This window comes from Vibrio sp. Evd11, assembly GCF_900382755.1.
GTDB classification, from domain to species: Bacteria; Pseudomonadota; Gammaproteobacteria; order Enterobacterales; family Vibrionaceae; genus Vibrio; species Vibrio lentus.
Genome location: NZ_OSDX01000010.1, coordinates 1 through 17,107, shown reverse-complemented (window position 1 = coordinate 17,107; position 17,107 = coordinate 1). Strand labels below are relative to the sequence as shown.

Here is a 17,107-nt window from a genome sequence, read left to right as displayed (position 1 = left end):
AAAAAGAGGGCCGAAGCCCTCTTTTATATTTTATTGCGTTGCTGTTCTCGATTATAGAACGTGAACAGACGCTGTGTTTGTAGTACCAGAAGCAACTAGAGCACCAGAAACCATAACTACGATGTCGCCTTTGTTACCTAGGCCAGATTGTAGAGCGATTTCTTTACCGTTGATGTAGAAAGCGTCTGTGTTCTCGATAGAGTCAACAAGAACTGGCTTAACACCTTTAGTAAGAACTAGCTGTGCAGCTGTCTTTTCGTTAGTTGTTAGAGCAAGGATGTTTGCAGTTGGGAAGTACTTACGTACTGAACGTGCAGACTTACCGCCTTCAGTTGCAACAACGATTAGAGGAGCAGCTAGCTTCTCTGCTGTGTCTACCGCGCCTTTACATACTGCTTCAGTGATGCGTAGACGTGGGCTGTCTAGACGAGAACCTAGTTCAGCTTTAAGAGCTGAATCAGTACGGTTCGCGATTTGAGCCATGATAGTAACAGCTTCAACTGGGTACTTACCTTTAGCAGTTTCACCAGAAAGCATTACAGCATCAGTACCATCCATGATTGCGTTCGCAACGTCACCCGCTTCAGCGCGAGTTGGACGTGGGTTGCTGATCATAGAGTCAAGCATTTGAGTTGCAGTGATAACCATCTTACGTGCACGGTTACACTTCTCGATCATCATTTTCTGAGCGAAGATTACTTCTTCAGCTGGGATTTCAACACCTAGGTCACCACGAGCAACCATGATGCCGTCAGAAGCTTCAAGGATTGAATCGAAGTTATCTACACCTTCTTGGTTTTCAATCTTAGAAATGATGTGGATGTTTTCGCCGCCGTTAGCGTTTAGAAGCTCACGGATTTCTTTAACATCGTCTTCTTTACGGATGAAAGAAGCAGCTACGAAATCAACGCCTTGCTCACAACCAAACTTAAGGTCAGCTTTGTCTTTTTCAGAAAGAGCTGGAAGTTGAACAGAAACGCCAGGAAGGTTAACACCTTTGTTTTCGCCTAGAGCACCGTTGTTAAGAACTTTACACTTAACTTCAGTTTCTGTTGTTGCGATAACTTCCATTTCGATTAGGCCGTCATCAACAAGGATAGTGTTACCTGCAGTTAGGTCTTTAGCGAAACCTAGGTAAGTTACTGCTACTACGTCTTTGTTACCAACAACTGTTGCGTCAGTTGTGAAAGTGAACTCTTGACCAGCTACTAGATCTACGTCGTTACCATCTTCAAGTTTGATAGTACGGATTTCAGGACCTTTAGTATCTAGAAGGATAGCAAGTTGCTCACCTTTGTTTTCCATTACTTTACGGAAGTTCGCGATACGAGTGCCGTGTTCTGCGAAATCACCGTGAGAGAAGTTAAGACGCATAACGTTCATGCCAGCATCTACTAGTTCAGTTAGCTTCTCTACAGATTCAGTTTTAGGGCCAATCGTACATACGATTTTGGTCTTTTTCATGGAAGGTACTCTCCGGTAAGTATTGTTACAATTTGAAATTTATTTAAGTTCTGAAGATTGGTCCGCTACATCAACATTTTGTGCCTGTTGTGTAAAAGCGCGGGACTTCCAATATGTCCTTCAGAGTTGTAAGTCTTTCATCAATTTTAGTCATTTTATGACTAAACGATTTTGATTCAACGTCGGGTTTCTGTGACTTACACCAATATATCAGGTGAAAGTTGCAGAAAAATAACGGTCAGTTTTGTAATTTTTTTTCTTTTCGGGTGCGGATTCTACCACCTAATGAGTTCAATATCACTGCTTAACAATTGTCTTAGGACAAGGTTTTATCGCTATTTATTAATTTTTTGGATCAAAATAAATGGACTAAATAGTTTCGTTGTAACTATAATATGTTTCACATCGAAACTTAATGGCCTTTTCTAAATGTCGAAACGAAACACCCAGCTCAGAAGACATGCAATTTCCAATCTAGTGAATGAAAAGGGGGAGGTTAGTGTTGATGAATTATCCGCTAAGTTCGAAACCTCAGAGGTCACGATTAGAAAGGACTTGGCGTCTTTAGAGAAAAACGGTCAGCTTTTACGCCGTTATGGTGGTGCGATTTCATTACCGAAAGAGGTTGTGAACGAAGAACTGGGTCAACAAGTTTCGACTCGAAAGATTTCATTAGCAAAAGCCGCTGCAGATTTGATTCGCGACCATAATCGCATTGTCATCGATAGTGGTAGCACGACTGGCGCCTTGATCCAGCAGCTTAATACCAAGCGTGGTTTGGTCGTTATGACCAACTCATTGCACGTGGCTAATGCGCTTAATGAGCTTGAAAGTGAACCAACGTTATTAATGACGGGTGGTACTTGGGATACCCATTCGGATTCTTTCCAAGGCAAAGTCGCGGAGTCAGTACTTCGTGCTTACGATTTTGACCAATTGTTTATTGGAGCTGATGGTATCGACCTTGATAGAGGCACCACTACGTTTAATGAATTGATTGGCCTGAGTAAAGTAATGGCTGAAGTGTCACGAGAAGTGATCGTGATGATTGAGTCGGAAAAAGTGGGACGAAAGATCCCGAACTTAGAGCTGGCGTGGGAACACATTGACATCTTGATTACCGATACAGACTTGGGCGAAGAATCCAAAGCAAGTATCGAATCACATGATGTTCGAGTGATCCTGACGGATCCAGCGTAAAAACAAATTTAAGTATTATGCATTTAACTTCCTATAATTGATCTTAATAAAGATCTGGCCTTTGCTTGCTGCCAATAGGAATAAAACGAAATTGATGGAGTGAAACTATGTGTGGAATTGTTGGTGCAGTAGCACAGCGTGATGTCGCCGAAATTTTAGTAGAAGGCCTTCGCCGCCTAGAATATCGTGGCTACGACTCAGCGGGTGTCGCTGTAGTTGATACTGAATCTAACCTAACTCGTGTGCGCCGCCTTGGTAAAGTACAAGAGCTAGCAGACGCAGTCGATCAGCAACATGTTATTGGCGGTACTGGTATCGCTCATACACGTTGGGCGACGCACGGTGAGCCATCTGAAGCGAATGCACACCCACACATGTCTGGTGATATTGCTGTTGTACACAATGGTATTATCGAAAACCACGAAGCACTGCGTGCTCTTCTTCAAGAGCGTGGTTACGTGTTTACTTCACAAACGGATACTGAAGTTATCGCTCACTTAGTTGAATGGGAACTTCGTAGTTCTGATTCATTGGTTGAAGCGCTTCAAAAGACAGCGAAACAATTAGACGGTGCATACGGCACGGTGGCGGTTGATCGTAAAGATCCTAGCCGTATCGTTGTAGCTCGTTCAGGTAGCCCGATCGTTATCGGTTTTGGTGTTGGTGAAAACTTCCTAGCATCTGACCAGCTTGCACTATTAAGCGTAACTCGTCGCTTCATGTACCTAGAAGAGGGTGATGTTGCTGAAGTTACTCGTCGTGATGTTACGGTATTTGATGTGGCGGGCGAGCGTGTTGAGCGTGACATCGTTGAATCAAACGCAGAGCACGATGCTGGTGATAAAGGTCAATACCGTCACTTCATGCAGAAAGAAATCTTTGAGCAGCCAACAGCGCTAATCAACACAATGGAAGGTCGTATCTCTGACACTTCTGTAATCACTAATGCAATTGGTGTTAAAGCTGAAGAGATCCTAAGCAAGGTAGAACACGTGCAGATCATCGCATGTGGTACGTCTTACAACTCAGGCATGGCAGCTCGTTACTGGTTTGAATCTCTAGCTGGCGTAAGCTGTGATGTAGAGATTGCTTCTGAATTCCGTTACCGTGATTTCGTTGTTCGTCCGAACAGCCTATTGGTGACTCTGTCTCAATCTGGTGAAACGGCGGATACGCTTGCTGCACTTCGTCTCGCAAAAGAGAAAGGCTACATGTCGGCAATGACTATCTGTAACGTAGCGGGTTCTTCGTTAGTTCGTGAGTCTGACTTTGCCTTCATGACTCGCGCAGGAACTGAAATCGGTGTGGCTTCAACTAAGGCTTTCACAACACAGCTAGCGGCTATGCTGATGATGGTAACTTCAATTGGTCGTCTACAAGGTCGTATCAATGAAGAGAAAGAAGCTGAGATCGTTCAAGCACTGCATCAACTGCCTGCTGATATCGAGAAAGCATTGGCATTTGATAAAGAGATTGAAGCGCTAGCCCCTGATTTTGCAGATAAGCACCACACACTGTTCCTAGGCCGTGGTGAGTTCTACCCTATCGCAATGGAAGCGTCTCTGAAACTGAAAGAGATCTCTTACATTCACGCAGAAGCCTACGCGGCTGGTGAACTTAAGCACGGTCCTTTGGCTCTTATCGATGCAGATATGCCTGTGGTCGTTATTGCACCAAGCAACGACTTGTTAGAGAAGCTGAAATCGAACGTTGAAGAAGTACGTGCACGTGGTGGCTTGCTTTACGTATTCGCTGACCAAGACGCTGGCTTTGAAAGTGATGAAAACATGAAGATCATCAAGATGCCTCACGTAAGTGAAGTAACAGCGCCTATCTACTACACAGTACCGATGCAGCTGCTGTCTTACCATGTCGCGCTAATCAAAGGTACCGACGTTGACCAACCTCGTAACCTAGCGAAAGCGGTAACGGTTGAGTAATTGTCAGCTTATCTAAGAAAAGTTAGATAATAAGAAGCCCATCCTGTGATGGGCTTTTTTGTGTCTGTTAGTTAACTATCAGTGTTAGAGCTAACTGTAGCGTCATTAAGCGCTAAGTGCTTGTTCTAGGTCAGCCAAGATATCGTCAATGTGCTCAATGCCTACTGAGAGGCGGATCATCTCTGGTGATACACCCGCTTGTTTTTGTTCCGCTTCGCTCAATTGGCGGTGTGTCGTAGAAGCAGGGTGACAAGCGAGGGACTTAGCATCACCGATGTTCACCAAGCGCTTGAAGATTTGTAGCGCATCATAGAAACGAACACCTGCTTCATAACCATCTTTCAAGCCAAAAGATAAAATGGCCGATGGCTTACCTTGCATGTATTTCTCAGCCAACGGGTAGAACTCAGACGTGGGTAAACCAGCGTAGCTCACCCAACTCACTTTCTCATGTTGCTGAAGGTACTCTGCTACTTTTAGTGCGTTCTCTGTGTGTCGCTCCATGCGTAACGATAAGGTCTCCAAACCTTGCATTAGCATAAAAGCATTCATGGGTGACAATGCTGCGCCTGTATTACGCAGTGGAACCGTTCGAGCACGACCAATAAACGCGGCTTCGCCAAAAGCCTCGGTATAAACCACACCGTGGTAAGAAGGTTCTGGCTGATTAAATACTGGGAAGCGATCTTTGTGCTCTGCCCATGGGAATTTACCTGAGTCGACAATCACGCCACCCAATGTTGTTCCGTGCCCACCAACGTATTTTGTTAGCGAGTGCACCACGATATCGGCACCAAAATCGATAGGCTTACACAGCACTGGAGTCGCTACTGTGTTATCAACAATCACCGGTACACCCTGTGCATGAGCAAGTTCTGCAACACGTTCTAAGTCGATGATATTACCTGCTGGGTTACCAATACTTTCACAGTAAACCGCCTTGGTTTTTTCATCGATCAGTGCAGCCAAGCTTTCAGGCTTGTCGTCTTTGGCAAAGCGAACCTCTATGCCTTGGTTTGGTAGCATGTGAGCAAATAGGGTGTAAGTACCACCGTAAAGCTGAGGTGTAGAGACAATGTTGTCACCGATCTGGGCCAGCGTTTGAATGGCATAGTTGATCGCCGCGCTGCCCGCACTCACGACTAAGCCTGCAATCCCGCCTTCTAAGGCTGCCATGCGTTTTTCCAACACATCGTTGGTTGGGTTCATTATGCGAGTGTAGATATTACCCGGCACCGCAAGGTTAAACAGGTCGGCGCCGTGTTGTGCATCATCGAATTCATAAGCAACGGTTTGATAAATAGGAGTCGCAACTGATTTGGTTGTTGGATCGGTTTCGTAGCCGAAGTGAATCGAGAGTGTTTCGTCTTTCATGTTTCTTCCCTGAACTATTGAACAATTTATATACGTTCATATTGCCGCCTTTTTTATAAAAGAAAAGTAAGCTTAGTCACAGAGAAGCAATTGGAACTGTGTGCGGGGCGATTCGTTATTTGTAGGGAATACTGCGTGAGTGTGCAGATCTAGAAAAGCAAAAAGCCAGAGCAGCGTGAACTGTTCTGGCTTTTCTAATTTGGTGGCCCCTCCCAGATTTGAACTGGGGACCGAACGATTATGAGCCAAGCTGCAGCCCTGTATTCAACATAGTAACCCTGCCACGAATCACTCCGAAATCCACCAGCAAAATCACATCACCTGATTACCCGCATGAGTTTACTGACGTCGACGACGAGGTTATGGGGGGAGTTTAGTACGACGACGCCGACGCGGTTATGGGGGTAAAGTTGAGTGGAAAGACAGGAACCGGACAGGAAAAGACAGGAAGAAGTCTCTAGGCGTAATAAGTCTCGAAATGAATTTATATTATTGAATTAGAATAACTTTTACCGATTCGTAACGGTGAGGTTCTTCTTTCTAGTTCAATAAATAAAGGAAAGTTTCTATGAACCAATCTAAAGGCAGTACAGCTAATGCAGAAGCTGATGGATCTAAAGCCACGTCAAAACACAATCCATTTTCGAACATCCTCAAATCAGGTGAAGCAGATAAACTAGGTTCAAAATCTCAAGGGAAAGTTCTCTACGAGATTGCTCAAAACAGTGAGGATAAACAGCTCTATTTCCGAATCTCCGGACAAAGTGGTGGTGCCGGATTACATTCAAAACAATGGATTCCATGTTCTAAGTTATTCGAGGTTATCGAATCTCAGGGTGGTAAATCATGGAAAAGTCAGGTCTACAAATCCCTCTATTCTTCTGGTTCCGCTAACAATCAGGGCTTCTGTGCCGCTATCGTTCGTGGCCTAGGTTTAGCCGTTAAAGCTGAGTCATCTATTTACCTACATGTCGTTTCAGAGAAATATCAAGATAGGAAAAAGGAGCTTCTCGATCTCGTTAATCACATCAAACCTACCAAGAAAAAATAACAGAAGGATCTCATTATGAATTTAGTCTTCGATAAAGAGCGTCTAGTGCTACCAATTAGTACCGACCTTCTAGATGTAATTAACATGGTTATTGATCGCTCTCAGAAACTAACCCCGTCAACCCATGCTGTAACCATAAATTTTCGAGATTCGAGCTATAGCTCTGAGGGCGATGGTTTTCACCCTGCTGAAATCCGTATCACTAGACTCAATGACCAGTGGACTTTCGATTACATCACTGACTTTAGTTACTGTGGGTTGATGCCTGAGCTTGAGAAAGAAATCGACTTTGATTTTGGTCATGGTGTGGCTTACATCCGTTACATGGGTGAAGTTCCCATTATTGAATCCAGTGTCGCTGAGTTCTATTCGATGTGGGAAACCAATTTCCTAAGCTACGTCGGAATGGACTGCTTCGATGAGATAGAAGTTTCGATAGATTAGGGTGTCGTCGTCGACGTAATGACGACGCCGTCGATAAACCTACTCATGAACAAGTCGCTAGATAGGCTTCAATATCTCTAACCAAGGCTTGTTTTACCCATGATGGAGAAATTACATCGATATCAGGCAGCCAAGATTTGAGGACTGGCATTAATGCGTGAATATCTGATGTCTCAATGCTTATAAGTGTCGAGCCATAACCCAACTCTTTCAGCACTTGAATTGCCATAGGTTGTTCTGACCTCTGGTAATCATCAATTCGACTAGAACCTACCTGTGCGATGACCTCTACAATACCCTGAGTATTCCAGTGTAATTCTTCTCTGATTAGTTTCTCGTTGAAGCTAGGTGAGGGAGTGTAAATATCATCGTGTTGAACTAACTCTGTAATCTCTGCCACTCGAAACGAATATGATTGGTCTCTAAGCATTGAAACTAAATGCCAAATTCCATGCTCGTTAATGAGTTGGTAAGGCTCAATCCGATGATAACGACGACGCTGACACGTTAAGGTTAGAGTGTTTCGCTGATGAATAGCGTTCGCAATGACACGTAATGTTGTCTGAAAGCGACTGGAATCTTCGATAGGTAAATGACGGAAAAGAATAGATTGTGTCTTATGGCTTAGTGCCTGAGTCATGACTGCTCTATCTGGAAACAACTTATCTACTCCCATACTCGATAGTGAGTTCAGAGTTAAAAGAGCTTTAGGATTACGATGATCTAATTGCTTTAAGAAGTAATATCCATCCTCTCTTTCGATAGGTAGAAATGCCAGTCGACTGAAATCTCGAAGTACAGTTCGTTCATGTACTCCAAATTCCTGCTGTAAGTCGATAAGGCTCAGTTTCTCTCCTGAATGTAATCGGGAAAGTATCTGACTCAATCGGTAGGCTAACTTCTCACTCTTATTCATATCACCAATGATGTACTGATTCGCTGACAGGTAGTGTCAGTCATCATTATTTCCCGATAGTCATGAGTAAGTGACCGATTTTGTTATAGGTTTCATAGCCCACGAAACCTAAGCCCTGCCGTTATTCCTCAAATTAATTTTACCAACTGACACCACCTGTCAGTCCACACCTTCAAACTAATCAACAGATGCCTTCTTAGAAAGAGGGCATGCAATCTTCAAGGAAAAACAAAAATGAAAACATCAATCATCCTGCTAGGTTTAACTTCGCTTTTCGCATCTTCAGTATTCGCAGGTGGCACGTTCGGAGGGAATCCGGGCGATATCTCGAAAATGAAAGAGCTACTAGAGCCACAATGGAATGGCAAGGCAGGTATTCAGAATACAGCGTCTTACGGTGTCATCGTGCAATGGAAAGCGGATGTCTGTGGAACCATGAATGGTCATGTCATTGATACGGCGAAATGCGGCCCAGATACCCAGAAAGGTAAAGCACAATAAATTTTGTTGCGGAGCTTGGCTCACGATATCTCAGTTTCGAAATTGGAACTCTCTAGGCTGAGGTATCAATGAGCTTCGCAACACCCTAATCAACCAACAGAAGGAGCCTTTACATGGCGATTAAATCAATTACAACACTAGTTACAACCTGTCCTGCATGTGGTGAACGTGCTTATGATGATGGTAGTTGTCAGGTGTGCGGTCACTCTCACTAAAGCTGTATTGGTAAAAATCTAAAAGGTCATGTTCTTCATCGAGCATGGCCTTTTTTCATATCTATATAAAGAGGAAGGGAAGTATGCAAAGTAAAACATTCTCACAATCATCATCCCAATCAAAGAAGAACACTGGTATCCGTGGCGCTCAAGTCGGTGCTGCTATTGGTGCTAGGTATGGTCCATATGGGGTATTTATCGGTGGTCTAGCTGGTTTCGTAATTGGTGTCGTCGCCGACGAGGTTATAGATGATTGACGGGCAAACTAGGTGTGCAGGGGGATAACCTCTGCTTTTTTTGCTGCGCGTTGACGCTGACGGCGTCTGAATTAAGTCGACGACGACAATAATAATGCTATTGACTGGATATCATAACAATCACTGAGATAGGATGAGAAACTCGGTATGTTCATGTTATAGAGATAGCAATTTTGGCCAGAAAAGCTTTCGGTATTGCCCCAGAAGATCCTGATTTAATAAATTTTGAAATGTTTATTGCATCATCTCACCCCGAATTTATTCAGTTAAAGACGTCAGAACGACCTAGCTATGAGCATCTAGATTTCCACATAAAAACACTAGGTTTTTCATATTTTCCAGGATGTAATGAAGCTTATTGTCCGTTGGCTTTGAGTAAGTTTGAAAAAGGTGATGTACAGAGTTATGAAGAAGAGTTCTTAGATAAAATTAAAACTCCTCTGTATCAGCATTTACACCAAAATTATTTTTTTAATACGACTGCGTTGTCCATTATCGAAGTTATGGATCGACTTGAAATAAGACTTCCAACGTCATCAGCGCCTATGACTGTCAATGACTATTTAGAGGGGCTTGTAGATAAGCTTTTTCAGGTCTGGGATAAATGGATCATTGAAGAAATCAGAGCGAAGTTAAGTAAGCGGAAAGCATCACTCAGTATTGAAATACTAGAAGGAATGATTACGCAGGTATCGGCGGTAGTAGAGGAGTTGATGGAGTTTGCAAATAAGCCTTACTTAAACCGTAAAGAGCTAGTCGACTTTCCTCAAAACCAAAAGTTTGCGTTGTTATCAACTTCTTTGTATTTGCTTTACAAGCAAGGATTAGAGGAATACATAGAGCAAGTTTTGAATGAATGGAGATTGTTTGAGTATGAGAAATCAGGGAGAGAGGTGTCGATCGCAATAGACACGAAACGGTACATTGACCTAATTTTGATGCATGAGCTCTCAATGAAATCTTTAGATATCGAGAAAAAGCAGAAAGGGCGTAGTAAGGCTAAGCTTTCGAGTCCTGCTACTTTTATGTATACGAGAATGCATGGTGGTTACAAAGCTAGCGATATCAGAGCAACGTATCGCTGGTTATTTATTAAAGCGTGGCTATATTCATGGTTAAAGGTTAATGCAGTGTCTGCCAATAAAGCAGCAGAAGAAATTGCAAAAAATGATAGTTTCTTTTATCTGGATAAAGTGAGTAGGAAAGTGGGCAAGGATGGTGTAGTTGAGTCTGATGATGAATGCTATGCCAGAAGACAGAAGCAACTCAACTCAGAGTTTAGTAAGTGGAAGAAGTATGATGGACCATTTGCTTATATATCAGATAGCTTGTTCAGTAAAAGTAGGAATGCCTACGAAAAGTCACAACAGTCAAAGTAGCGTGAACCAGATAAAAAAGAGAAGCGAAAGCTTCTCTTTTTTTATGCCTGTAGCTTTTACAAGCACTTTGGAAATTATCTTCGTGGGGGAGCTGGTTAAATGTATTTCGTGGTTAGGAAAGAAAGTCCAAACGATAAATTTAGCTATTTCGAGCACTTTGGAAATTCAACGCCACAACATTGCTGTTTAATGCAAACCAACGAGACGGAACGCCTTCTCGATGCTCTTTAACAATTTGGAAAGTAACGCTCTACGACTTTTGAATATTGATTTTGCAACTTAATGGGTAGCTGAATGGCTGCCCATTGCGATGCTGAATTAAATCGCATCAATTTCTATTGATAACTTAGGAGAGATGAAATGAATCTATTTGAAAAACTAAATGCACAGGCTGAAAAAGTAGCTAACTTCAAAGCGCAGATTCCTAGTAACGCATTGTCAAACATGATGCCGTCAGATGGTGTTCCATTTATGACAAAGTCTGAAGTACAAAAAATGCTAACGATTGAGCGATACGATGACGAGACAGGATATAAGTATATATATTATGTAGATGCCGACATTGCGCAGTCCTTACCAAAAAAAGAAGTATCTCAAAAGGTACTTCATGTTCTGCAAACGACAAAAAACGAGATTCGCCTAGTTCTATTGAGTAGCAATCCATCAAATTCTTGGAACCGCAGCAAGCTAGACGCGGTGAAGGCGAGTGCTGAGGGGAAGGTTATCTCAGTAAAACGTAACAAAGAGGCTGGTGTCTATAGTTACTCGGTTGAGCATGATATCGCCCCATTTGATGTTGATATGTCTCTTGTAGCGAAAGCTTTTGATGAAACGTTTGGTGGAGAGTATCACATCGATTCCCTAGAACATCCTGTAGCTCAAGCGTTGTTAGAAAATAAAGGTGAGTTTGTTGACGTCGTTGACGGTGATACTGAACAAAAGCAAGTGAGTAATGACGACACCGACGCTGAAAGAGTGAGAGATCCTTCCGAAGATGGAATTTTCTCGGACGACCCAGAGCCGTTAGAAGAATTGGAGGAAGTCGAAATTGAAGATGAGATTGACCTTGATGACTTGGACTTCGACGATATGGCAGCATGAATTGTAATAGCACGTTATGGTCTCGGACCACATACCTATGCGCTAAATAAACAGTTACTTGTTCACTCAGCGCAAGGTTACCTACCTGACCATATCGCTCAAGAGGTTAAATCTGTTTCGAGCTTGCCACCTTTGGATGTTCAACGTCGCATTACGCGACATATAGAGCATCTAAAGACTAGAGAAGCGATTAGAGTAAATCGTGCTGCAATGCTTAAGCGAATTGGTTCGTACTCACAGAAAAAATCGGGTACAAGCCAATTCGTAGCTAAGCAATATCAAGGCATTGTTAAAGCACTAAACACAGATTCTACCGGGAATTGGTATCGTCCGGTCGTCTCGACTTTTCATACTAAAACAGGTCGTGATCATACGCTTGGTTCTTCTCTGAACCAAGTCCCTAAGCAGTACTGGAAGTCTGTACTGAGCCCACCTAAAGGCAGTGTTTATGCTCTTTTAGATTACCAGCAACAAGAACCCATGATTGCCGCTTATTTTGCGCAATGTCAGGTGCTCATGCATTGGTACCAAAAGGGGGACATATACAAAAATATCGTTCAGTTAGTTGGCGGCCAATTTAGCCGTGACCAGTGTAAGCAAATGCTCATTGGACGCCTATATGGTATCGGTTATCGGACACTCGCTGAAAAACTGGGGATTGCGTTGAGTCGAGTTAGAGCTCTGTCTCATGAGCTATCTCGTCTTATTTACCCAATTGACCACTATCTCGCTAGATCTGCCGATGTTATTCGGCATCAAGGCTTCGCTCGTTCCTTAGATTGGAAATACACCATATCGGATTTGGACGGGCAACTCTCGCTAACTAATTGGAAGATTCAAGCAACAGGTGCCGACATTATGCGTCGAGCCTGTCTACGTCTTGATGACGCCAACATTCCACTTCTACTCACCAACCACGATTCGTTCTTGGTGAGGTTAGAACAAGCACAATTTCAAAACCAATTGGATGCGGCAACTCAGGCTCTCACCGACGCCGCCGCCGATGTTCTAAATGGTTTCCGTTTAAAAGTGGCAGTCGAAATGATGCTGCCATCCCAAGAAAAATAGTATTAAAGGAGATTTTTACAATGGCTGATAAAAATGCATTCGCAGAGTTCTTAGAACAGTTTACCCCTAGCGTAGTTAAGCAGGACGAGTCACGCACACCATATTTGATTGAGCATACCGGAGAGTCTAAGCAAGCTATCCCATTGGCTTCTGATCAGGGAGAGCAGATGCTGCGTAAGTTCGCTAAGCGAGTAGAACTAAGATTGGTTGGTAAAAACGTGAAAGATGCATTCGAGGAAGTCAAAGCTATCGCATGGGAGCATGAGCAGCCGTTGATTAAACCTCAAATTCGATATGGTATGGCTCCGGGAACTGAAACAGTCACCATTGATCTCTCGAACGGTCAGATTGCTCAACTTAGCGCTCAAGGTGTTGATGTGTTGGATAGCATGCCAGCCAGCAACGAAGAGTTGTACTTTCAGAGACCAAGTTTTCAGTTGCCAATGGTGACGCCAAAGCTACCTTGTGTTGATATGAAATCAGCTCTGAAGAAGCTTAGAGGTTTCATCAACACTGATCAGGACACCTTTCTTTTGCTAGTAGCGTATATGACCTACTTGATGGCGCATCCTAAGGTAAAAGGTGTCCCTTATCCTATTCTGATGATCCAAGGTGAGAAGGGGGCGGGAAAAAGCTTCTTCTGTAATAACGTGCTTCGTGGCTTGTTAGATCCTAGCGCTGTCTCAGCGATGGCTTTTCCTAAGCAAAGTGACTTTGTTCTGACCATTAACGACATGTCGCTAGTTGTTATTGATAACCTTAGAAGCTTAACTAAGCGTCAAAGTGATTTGCTTTGTACCGTAGCTACCAAGGGAACCATGACGAAGCGAACACTGTACAAGACAGCAGAAGTGACGATGCTAGAGCTACATAGCCCACTAGTATTAAACGGTATTCATGATTTTGTTAAAGAATCCGACTTAGCTTCCCGTTGCCTCCGAGTCAACTTGGAACCGATGAAGAAAGGCAATCGACGTCCTGAACAAGAGCTGAAAGCTGAGTTAGAAGCAGCTATGCCAGAGATATTCGGTGCCTTACTGACTCTTGCATCCAAAGCGTTGGCGGTATTACCTGATGTTGAGGTGGTGCATGAAGCGCGAATGATGGACTATGCCAAATGGATAGGAGCGCTAGAAACAATCTGGAAAATCCCAGAGGGTAAGCTGCAAAAAGTGTACGAGAAGAATGTAGAGTCGCTGATGGCATCGGGTATGGCAGATGATAGTCTAACGATTGCTTTTACGGCATTGCTTAAGAAAGCTGGAGGTAAGCCGTGGAAGGGCAAGCCTTCCGAGCTTCTGAATAAGCTTCAAGAGTTTGAAGAAAGCATGTATCTACCTAAAGGTGCAGCGGCGTTGTCAGCAAAGATTAAGGGTCAAGAATCAAGCTTGAATGCCAATGGCATCTACTTCAAGTTTGGACGAGATGCAGAGCGTTACATAATGGTTTCAGATAAGCCATTAATTTAATTATCACATCCGGTATCGGTGGCATTGCTCACTGGTACCGGATTTTTTTTTGCTTTCTGGTGGCGGCGTTGACGGTTAGTGATGTACGTCGACGACGTCACGGTTACATACTGAAGTATCTAGTATTAATTCAATCTGAAAGCGGTCGGCAAGCCTTAAAATAGCTCTCATTTAAGGAGTATTAGCCTCTTCTTGTTTTGTATCGGTTTCTGAGGTGCTAGTTTGCTTATGCATATTTGCGCTACGAAGAGCATTAAGCTGTTCCTGAAGAGCCTTAACCTGTTCAGCCTGCTGGCTTTCAATGACGGAAATTCTTTGGGATTGCTTCTCTATTAATGCCTTTAGTTCTGTATTTTCTTTTTGTAAGGATAATGCAGTTTCGGTGATATGTTCATTTCTGTTAGTTTCTTCTACGGCATTTGCCAGATTCTCGAAGCTTTCGGATAGCTTTGAAAACCCATCTTTTACCACCTGTATTTCTTGTTCTGCAGTATCTGACCCTGAATGGTCAACATAAGCTGAAGATAAAAGACCGATAACAGTTAGGGCTAAAACCCACTTATTTAGCTTTATGCCGCGAATGGCAAATTCAGAAGAGTCTTTGCTGGCTTGCTTACTTTCTTCAGTTGCGAGCCTTTGGTTGTCATCTAATCGACGCATATACTCTACTGACTCTGACATGCTTTCGACCATTGCACCTAAATGTTGCTCTTGACGCTCATTTAGATGCTCTTGCTTGTGTTTTCTAGCTGTTTCTTCATGTTGTATCTCCATCATTTTGTTTGAGATAGATATACTGGGTTCTAGCACATTTGAGGGATTTAAAATACTGTCTGGAATATGGTTTGCTCGTGCAATAGAAGATATATCTAAGGCAGGTTGGTGGATGCTTGCCATCGCAGCAGATATCGGTTGAGTGATTTCTGAGGCAAGACTTGCTGCTGTAGTTAGAGATTTGACTCTATCACTGAGAGCAGCCCCTATTGCGGTGCTAGTTTCAAATTGAGAGTTTAGGTGGGAAGATAGAAGAGATTTGGAAGCAAACTGACCGAGTACTTCTCGTCTTCTTTCTTGTTGTTCTCCATCTTCAATTACAAGAAGGCGGTATAAATACTCATATGGTTGCTCATCTTCATTTTGGGGATGTATAGTGTCGCCATATCTCAGTGACCAAACAGGGGTTCCATCTTCCTTCTTTTTGGATTCTGAAATTTTTTCTCTATAGAGGTAGTCATGGTGTTCTAAAAAGAGCTTGGAGAACTGATTTAAGCTTTTTTCACCGAGTAGCATAATCCGCTCTAGAGGCAGCGTGGATTTTTCAGGCTCTTCATCATTTAGTACCTTTTCAACTGGATGGGCCAATACACTGATAAGCATTTGAATATATGACTCGGCTGAAAAATCACCAATCGATTTATCGCCAGTCTGGTCTGATAACGCTTTGATTCCTTTTACACGCAACAGATAAACTGCTAACTCACCAAGCTCAGTATCAATAGTGCCAAGAAACGGCTTATTTTTGCCCAGCGCTTTTGATATGTTAGATAGATCCAAAAGGTAACTCCTATATTTAATATTAGATGTAGTTTTAATTATCCTAGTTGCATAGTCAATTGCATCTTGCTCATCTATATCTCAGATAGTTTGAGTTGCAAGTCAAGATTCTCAGGGGGCCTGTCTTTCCACCCAAGTTTAACCCCATAACCTCGTCGGCGTCGTCGTACTAAATTCCCCCCATCATCCTCATCAACCCCGTCGTCGACGTCAGAGAATTCATGCGGATAATCAGGTGATGTGATTTTGCTGGTGGATTTCGGAGTGATTCGGGGCAGGGTTACTATGTTGATTACAGGGCTGAAGCTTGGCTCATAATCGTTCGGTCCCCAGTTCAAATCTGGGAGGGGCCACCAAATTCCGATAAGGCTCATGAAGAAATTCATGGGCCTTTATCTTTTCTAGTCCTTTCCATATCCGGTCTTCGATTACTTCCTGTAAGCACGATTCCATTAGCGCCAGTGAAACACTCCACCTAATCACCACAGAACCCGAAGATCTATCTCAGGCTGATATCAACCATCAGTAACCTCTCTCATCTGTACGACACGATTCTTCGCTAGATACATGCCACTCAACACCAGAACAGAACCCCAGAAAAACTTCCTGACTAAACCAACAAAAATATAATCAACATCCTGTCCATTAGCTGAAGTTAATTAATAATAGATATAAATGAGATACCTAAATGGAGTTCTAGCTGAGATCAGTCAGGAGACTCAGCACCGAAGATTAGAACCAGATGACTGTTGAACAATGATGACCAATTACCCTCAGTGGTAATTGGTCTGATATCTCTTAAGTGATTTAGGTTAGTCGTCAGCAGCAGTGAACCACAGAGCAAGAAACGAATGCTAATCACTGGACTGGTATTCATACTGGAATCGGTAATCTCAAGGCTAGGAGTGGTTCTAGGACGAATCTGCTATGCGTTAGGGGGAGAAGTTGGGTTAGCTAATGGGTTGAGGGAATCAGATGGAAATCTAGAGTGGGTGCCCCGTCGTCGACGGCAATAGACCTAAAATCAGGGAGAAAGACCGGACTAGGACCGGACCGACGACGCCGTCAACGAAACTTAGGGAAAGTAATTACTGAAGAAGTTAGGTAGAACAAGGACTAGAGAGAGATTACAGGGCCAGTCTAGAGAGACCGACCCAGCGACTTAGGATTTTAG

At 43.2% G+C, this 17,107-nt stretch carries 14 protein-coding genes; 10 read left to right on the top strand and 4 right to left on the bottom strand.

The features are described from left to right. Nucleotides 1-51: 51 nt before the first annotated feature. Nucleotides 52-1,464, bottom strand: a complete 1,413-nt coding sequence (gene pykF / locus ED652_RS06480) for a pyruvate kinase PykF (RefSeq protein ID WP_017104457.1) — start codon at nucleotides 1,462-1,464, stop codon at nucleotides 52-54. A gap of 429 nt (nucleotides 1,465-1,893) precedes the next feature. Here pykF and ED652_RS06475 point away from each other — a divergent pair, with 429 nt between their 5' ends. Continuing rightward, on the top strand, nucleotides 1,894-2,664 hold the full coding sequence (locus tag ED652_RS06475; protein WP_122053924.1) for a DeoR/GlpR family DNA-binding transcription regulator: 771 nt from the start codon (nucleotides 1,894-1,896) through the stop codon (nucleotides 2,662-2,664). Between the two features lie 107 nt (nucleotides 2,665-2,771). Continuing rightward, nucleotides 2,772-4,604, top strand: a complete 1,833-nt coding sequence (gene glmS / locus ED652_RS06470; RefSeq protein WP_122053922.1) for a glutamine--fructose-6-phosphate transaminase (isomerizing) — start codon at nucleotides 2,772-2,774, stop codon at nucleotides 4,602-4,604. Nucleotides 4,605-4,709: 105 nt separating this feature from the next. On the opposite strand, the gene ED652_RS06465 is transcribed toward glmS, so the two are convergent. After that, nucleotides 4,710-5,978 carry an O-acetylhomoserine aminocarboxypropyltransferase/cysteine synthase family protein gene (locus tag ED652_RS06465; protein WP_010434545.1) on the bottom strand — a complete coding sequence of 423 codons (1,269 nt, stop codon included), beginning with the start codon at nucleotides 5,976-5,978 and terminating at the stop codon, nucleotides 4,710-4,712. Nucleotides 5,979-6,546: 568 nt separating this feature from the next. On the opposite strand from ED652_RS06465, the gene ED652_RS06455 reads away from it, so the two are divergent. Both ED652_RS06455 and ED652_RS06450 read left to right on the top strand, forming a co-directional pair. Continuing rightward, nucleotides 6,547-7,029 carry a hypothetical protein gene (locus tag ED652_RS06455; RefSeq protein ID WP_122053919.1) on the top strand — a complete coding sequence of 161 codons (483 nt, stop codon included), beginning with the start codon at nucleotides 6,547-6,549 and terminating at the stop codon, nucleotides 7,027-7,029. 15 nt (nucleotides 7,030-7,044) lie between these two features. Beyond that, nucleotides 7,045-7,473 carry a DUF2787 family protein gene (locus ED652_RS06450; protein WP_122053917.1) on the top strand — a complete coding sequence of 143 codons (429 nt, stop codon included), beginning with the start codon at nucleotides 7,045-7,047 and terminating at the stop codon, nucleotides 7,471-7,473. A 43-nt stretch (nucleotides 7,474-7,516) separates the two neighbouring features. On the opposite strand, the gene ED652_RS06445 is transcribed toward ED652_RS06450, so the two are convergent. After that, nucleotides 7,517-8,389, bottom strand: a complete 873-nt coding sequence (locus ED652_RS06445) for a YafY family protein (protein ID WP_122053915.1) — start codon at nucleotides 8,387-8,389, stop codon at nucleotides 7,517-7,519. A 234-nt stretch (nucleotides 8,390-8,623) separates the two neighbouring features. Here ED652_RS06445 and ED652_RS06440 point away from each other — a divergent pair, with 234 nt between their 5' ends. The 6 genes from ED652_RS06440 to ED652_RS06415 all read left to right on the top strand — a co-directional run bounded on the left by ED652_RS06440 (nucleotide 8,624) and on the right by ED652_RS06415 (nucleotide 14,379). After that, nucleotides 8,624-8,890, top strand: a complete 267-nt coding sequence (locus ED652_RS06440) for a hypothetical protein (protein ID WP_122053913.1) — start codon at nucleotides 8,624-8,626, stop codon at nucleotides 8,888-8,890. Nucleotides 8,891-9,188: 298 nt separating this feature from the next. Beyond that, the gene (locus tag ED652_RS23720) at nucleotides 9,189-9,362 is read left to right on the top strand and encodes a hypothetical protein (protein ID WP_162929923.1); all 174 of its coding nucleotides are present in this window, start codon (nucleotides 9,189-9,191) and stop codon (nucleotides 9,360-9,362) included. A gap of 173 nt (nucleotides 9,363-9,535) precedes the next feature. Continuing rightward, a complete protein-coding gene (locus ED652_RS06435; RefSeq protein ID WP_017087736.1) occupies nucleotides 9,536-10,741 on the top strand; it encodes a hypothetical protein in 1,206 nt (401 codons plus the stop codon). Between the two features lie 360 nt (nucleotides 10,742-11,101). Next, nucleotides 11,102-11,842, top strand: a complete 741-nt coding sequence (locus tag ED652_RS06425; protein ID WP_046225244.1) for a hypothetical protein — start codon at nucleotides 11,102-11,104, stop codon at nucleotides 11,840-11,842. A 210-nt stretch (nucleotides 11,843-12,052) separates the two neighbouring features. After that, entirely contained in the window at nucleotides 12,053-12,910 is an 858-nt protein-coding gene (locus ED652_RS06420; RefSeq protein ID WP_046225245.1) for a DNA polymerase, read from the top strand. Between the two features lie 20 nt (nucleotides 12,911-12,930). After that, a complete protein-coding gene (locus tag ED652_RS06415; protein WP_046225246.1) occupies nucleotides 12,931-14,379 on the top strand; it encodes an ATP-binding protein in 1,449 nt (482 codons plus the stop codon). Between the two features lie 171 nt (nucleotides 14,380-14,550). Here ED652_RS06415 and ED652_RS06410 read toward each other — a convergent pair whose 3' ends face one another. Beyond that, nucleotides 14,551-15,933 carry a hypothetical protein gene (locus ED652_RS06410; protein ID WP_122053911.1) on the bottom strand — a complete coding sequence of 461 codons (1,383 nt, stop codon included), beginning with the start codon at nucleotides 15,931-15,933 and terminating at the stop codon, nucleotides 14,551-14,553. Nucleotides 15,934-17,107: the final 1,174 nt, after the last annotated feature.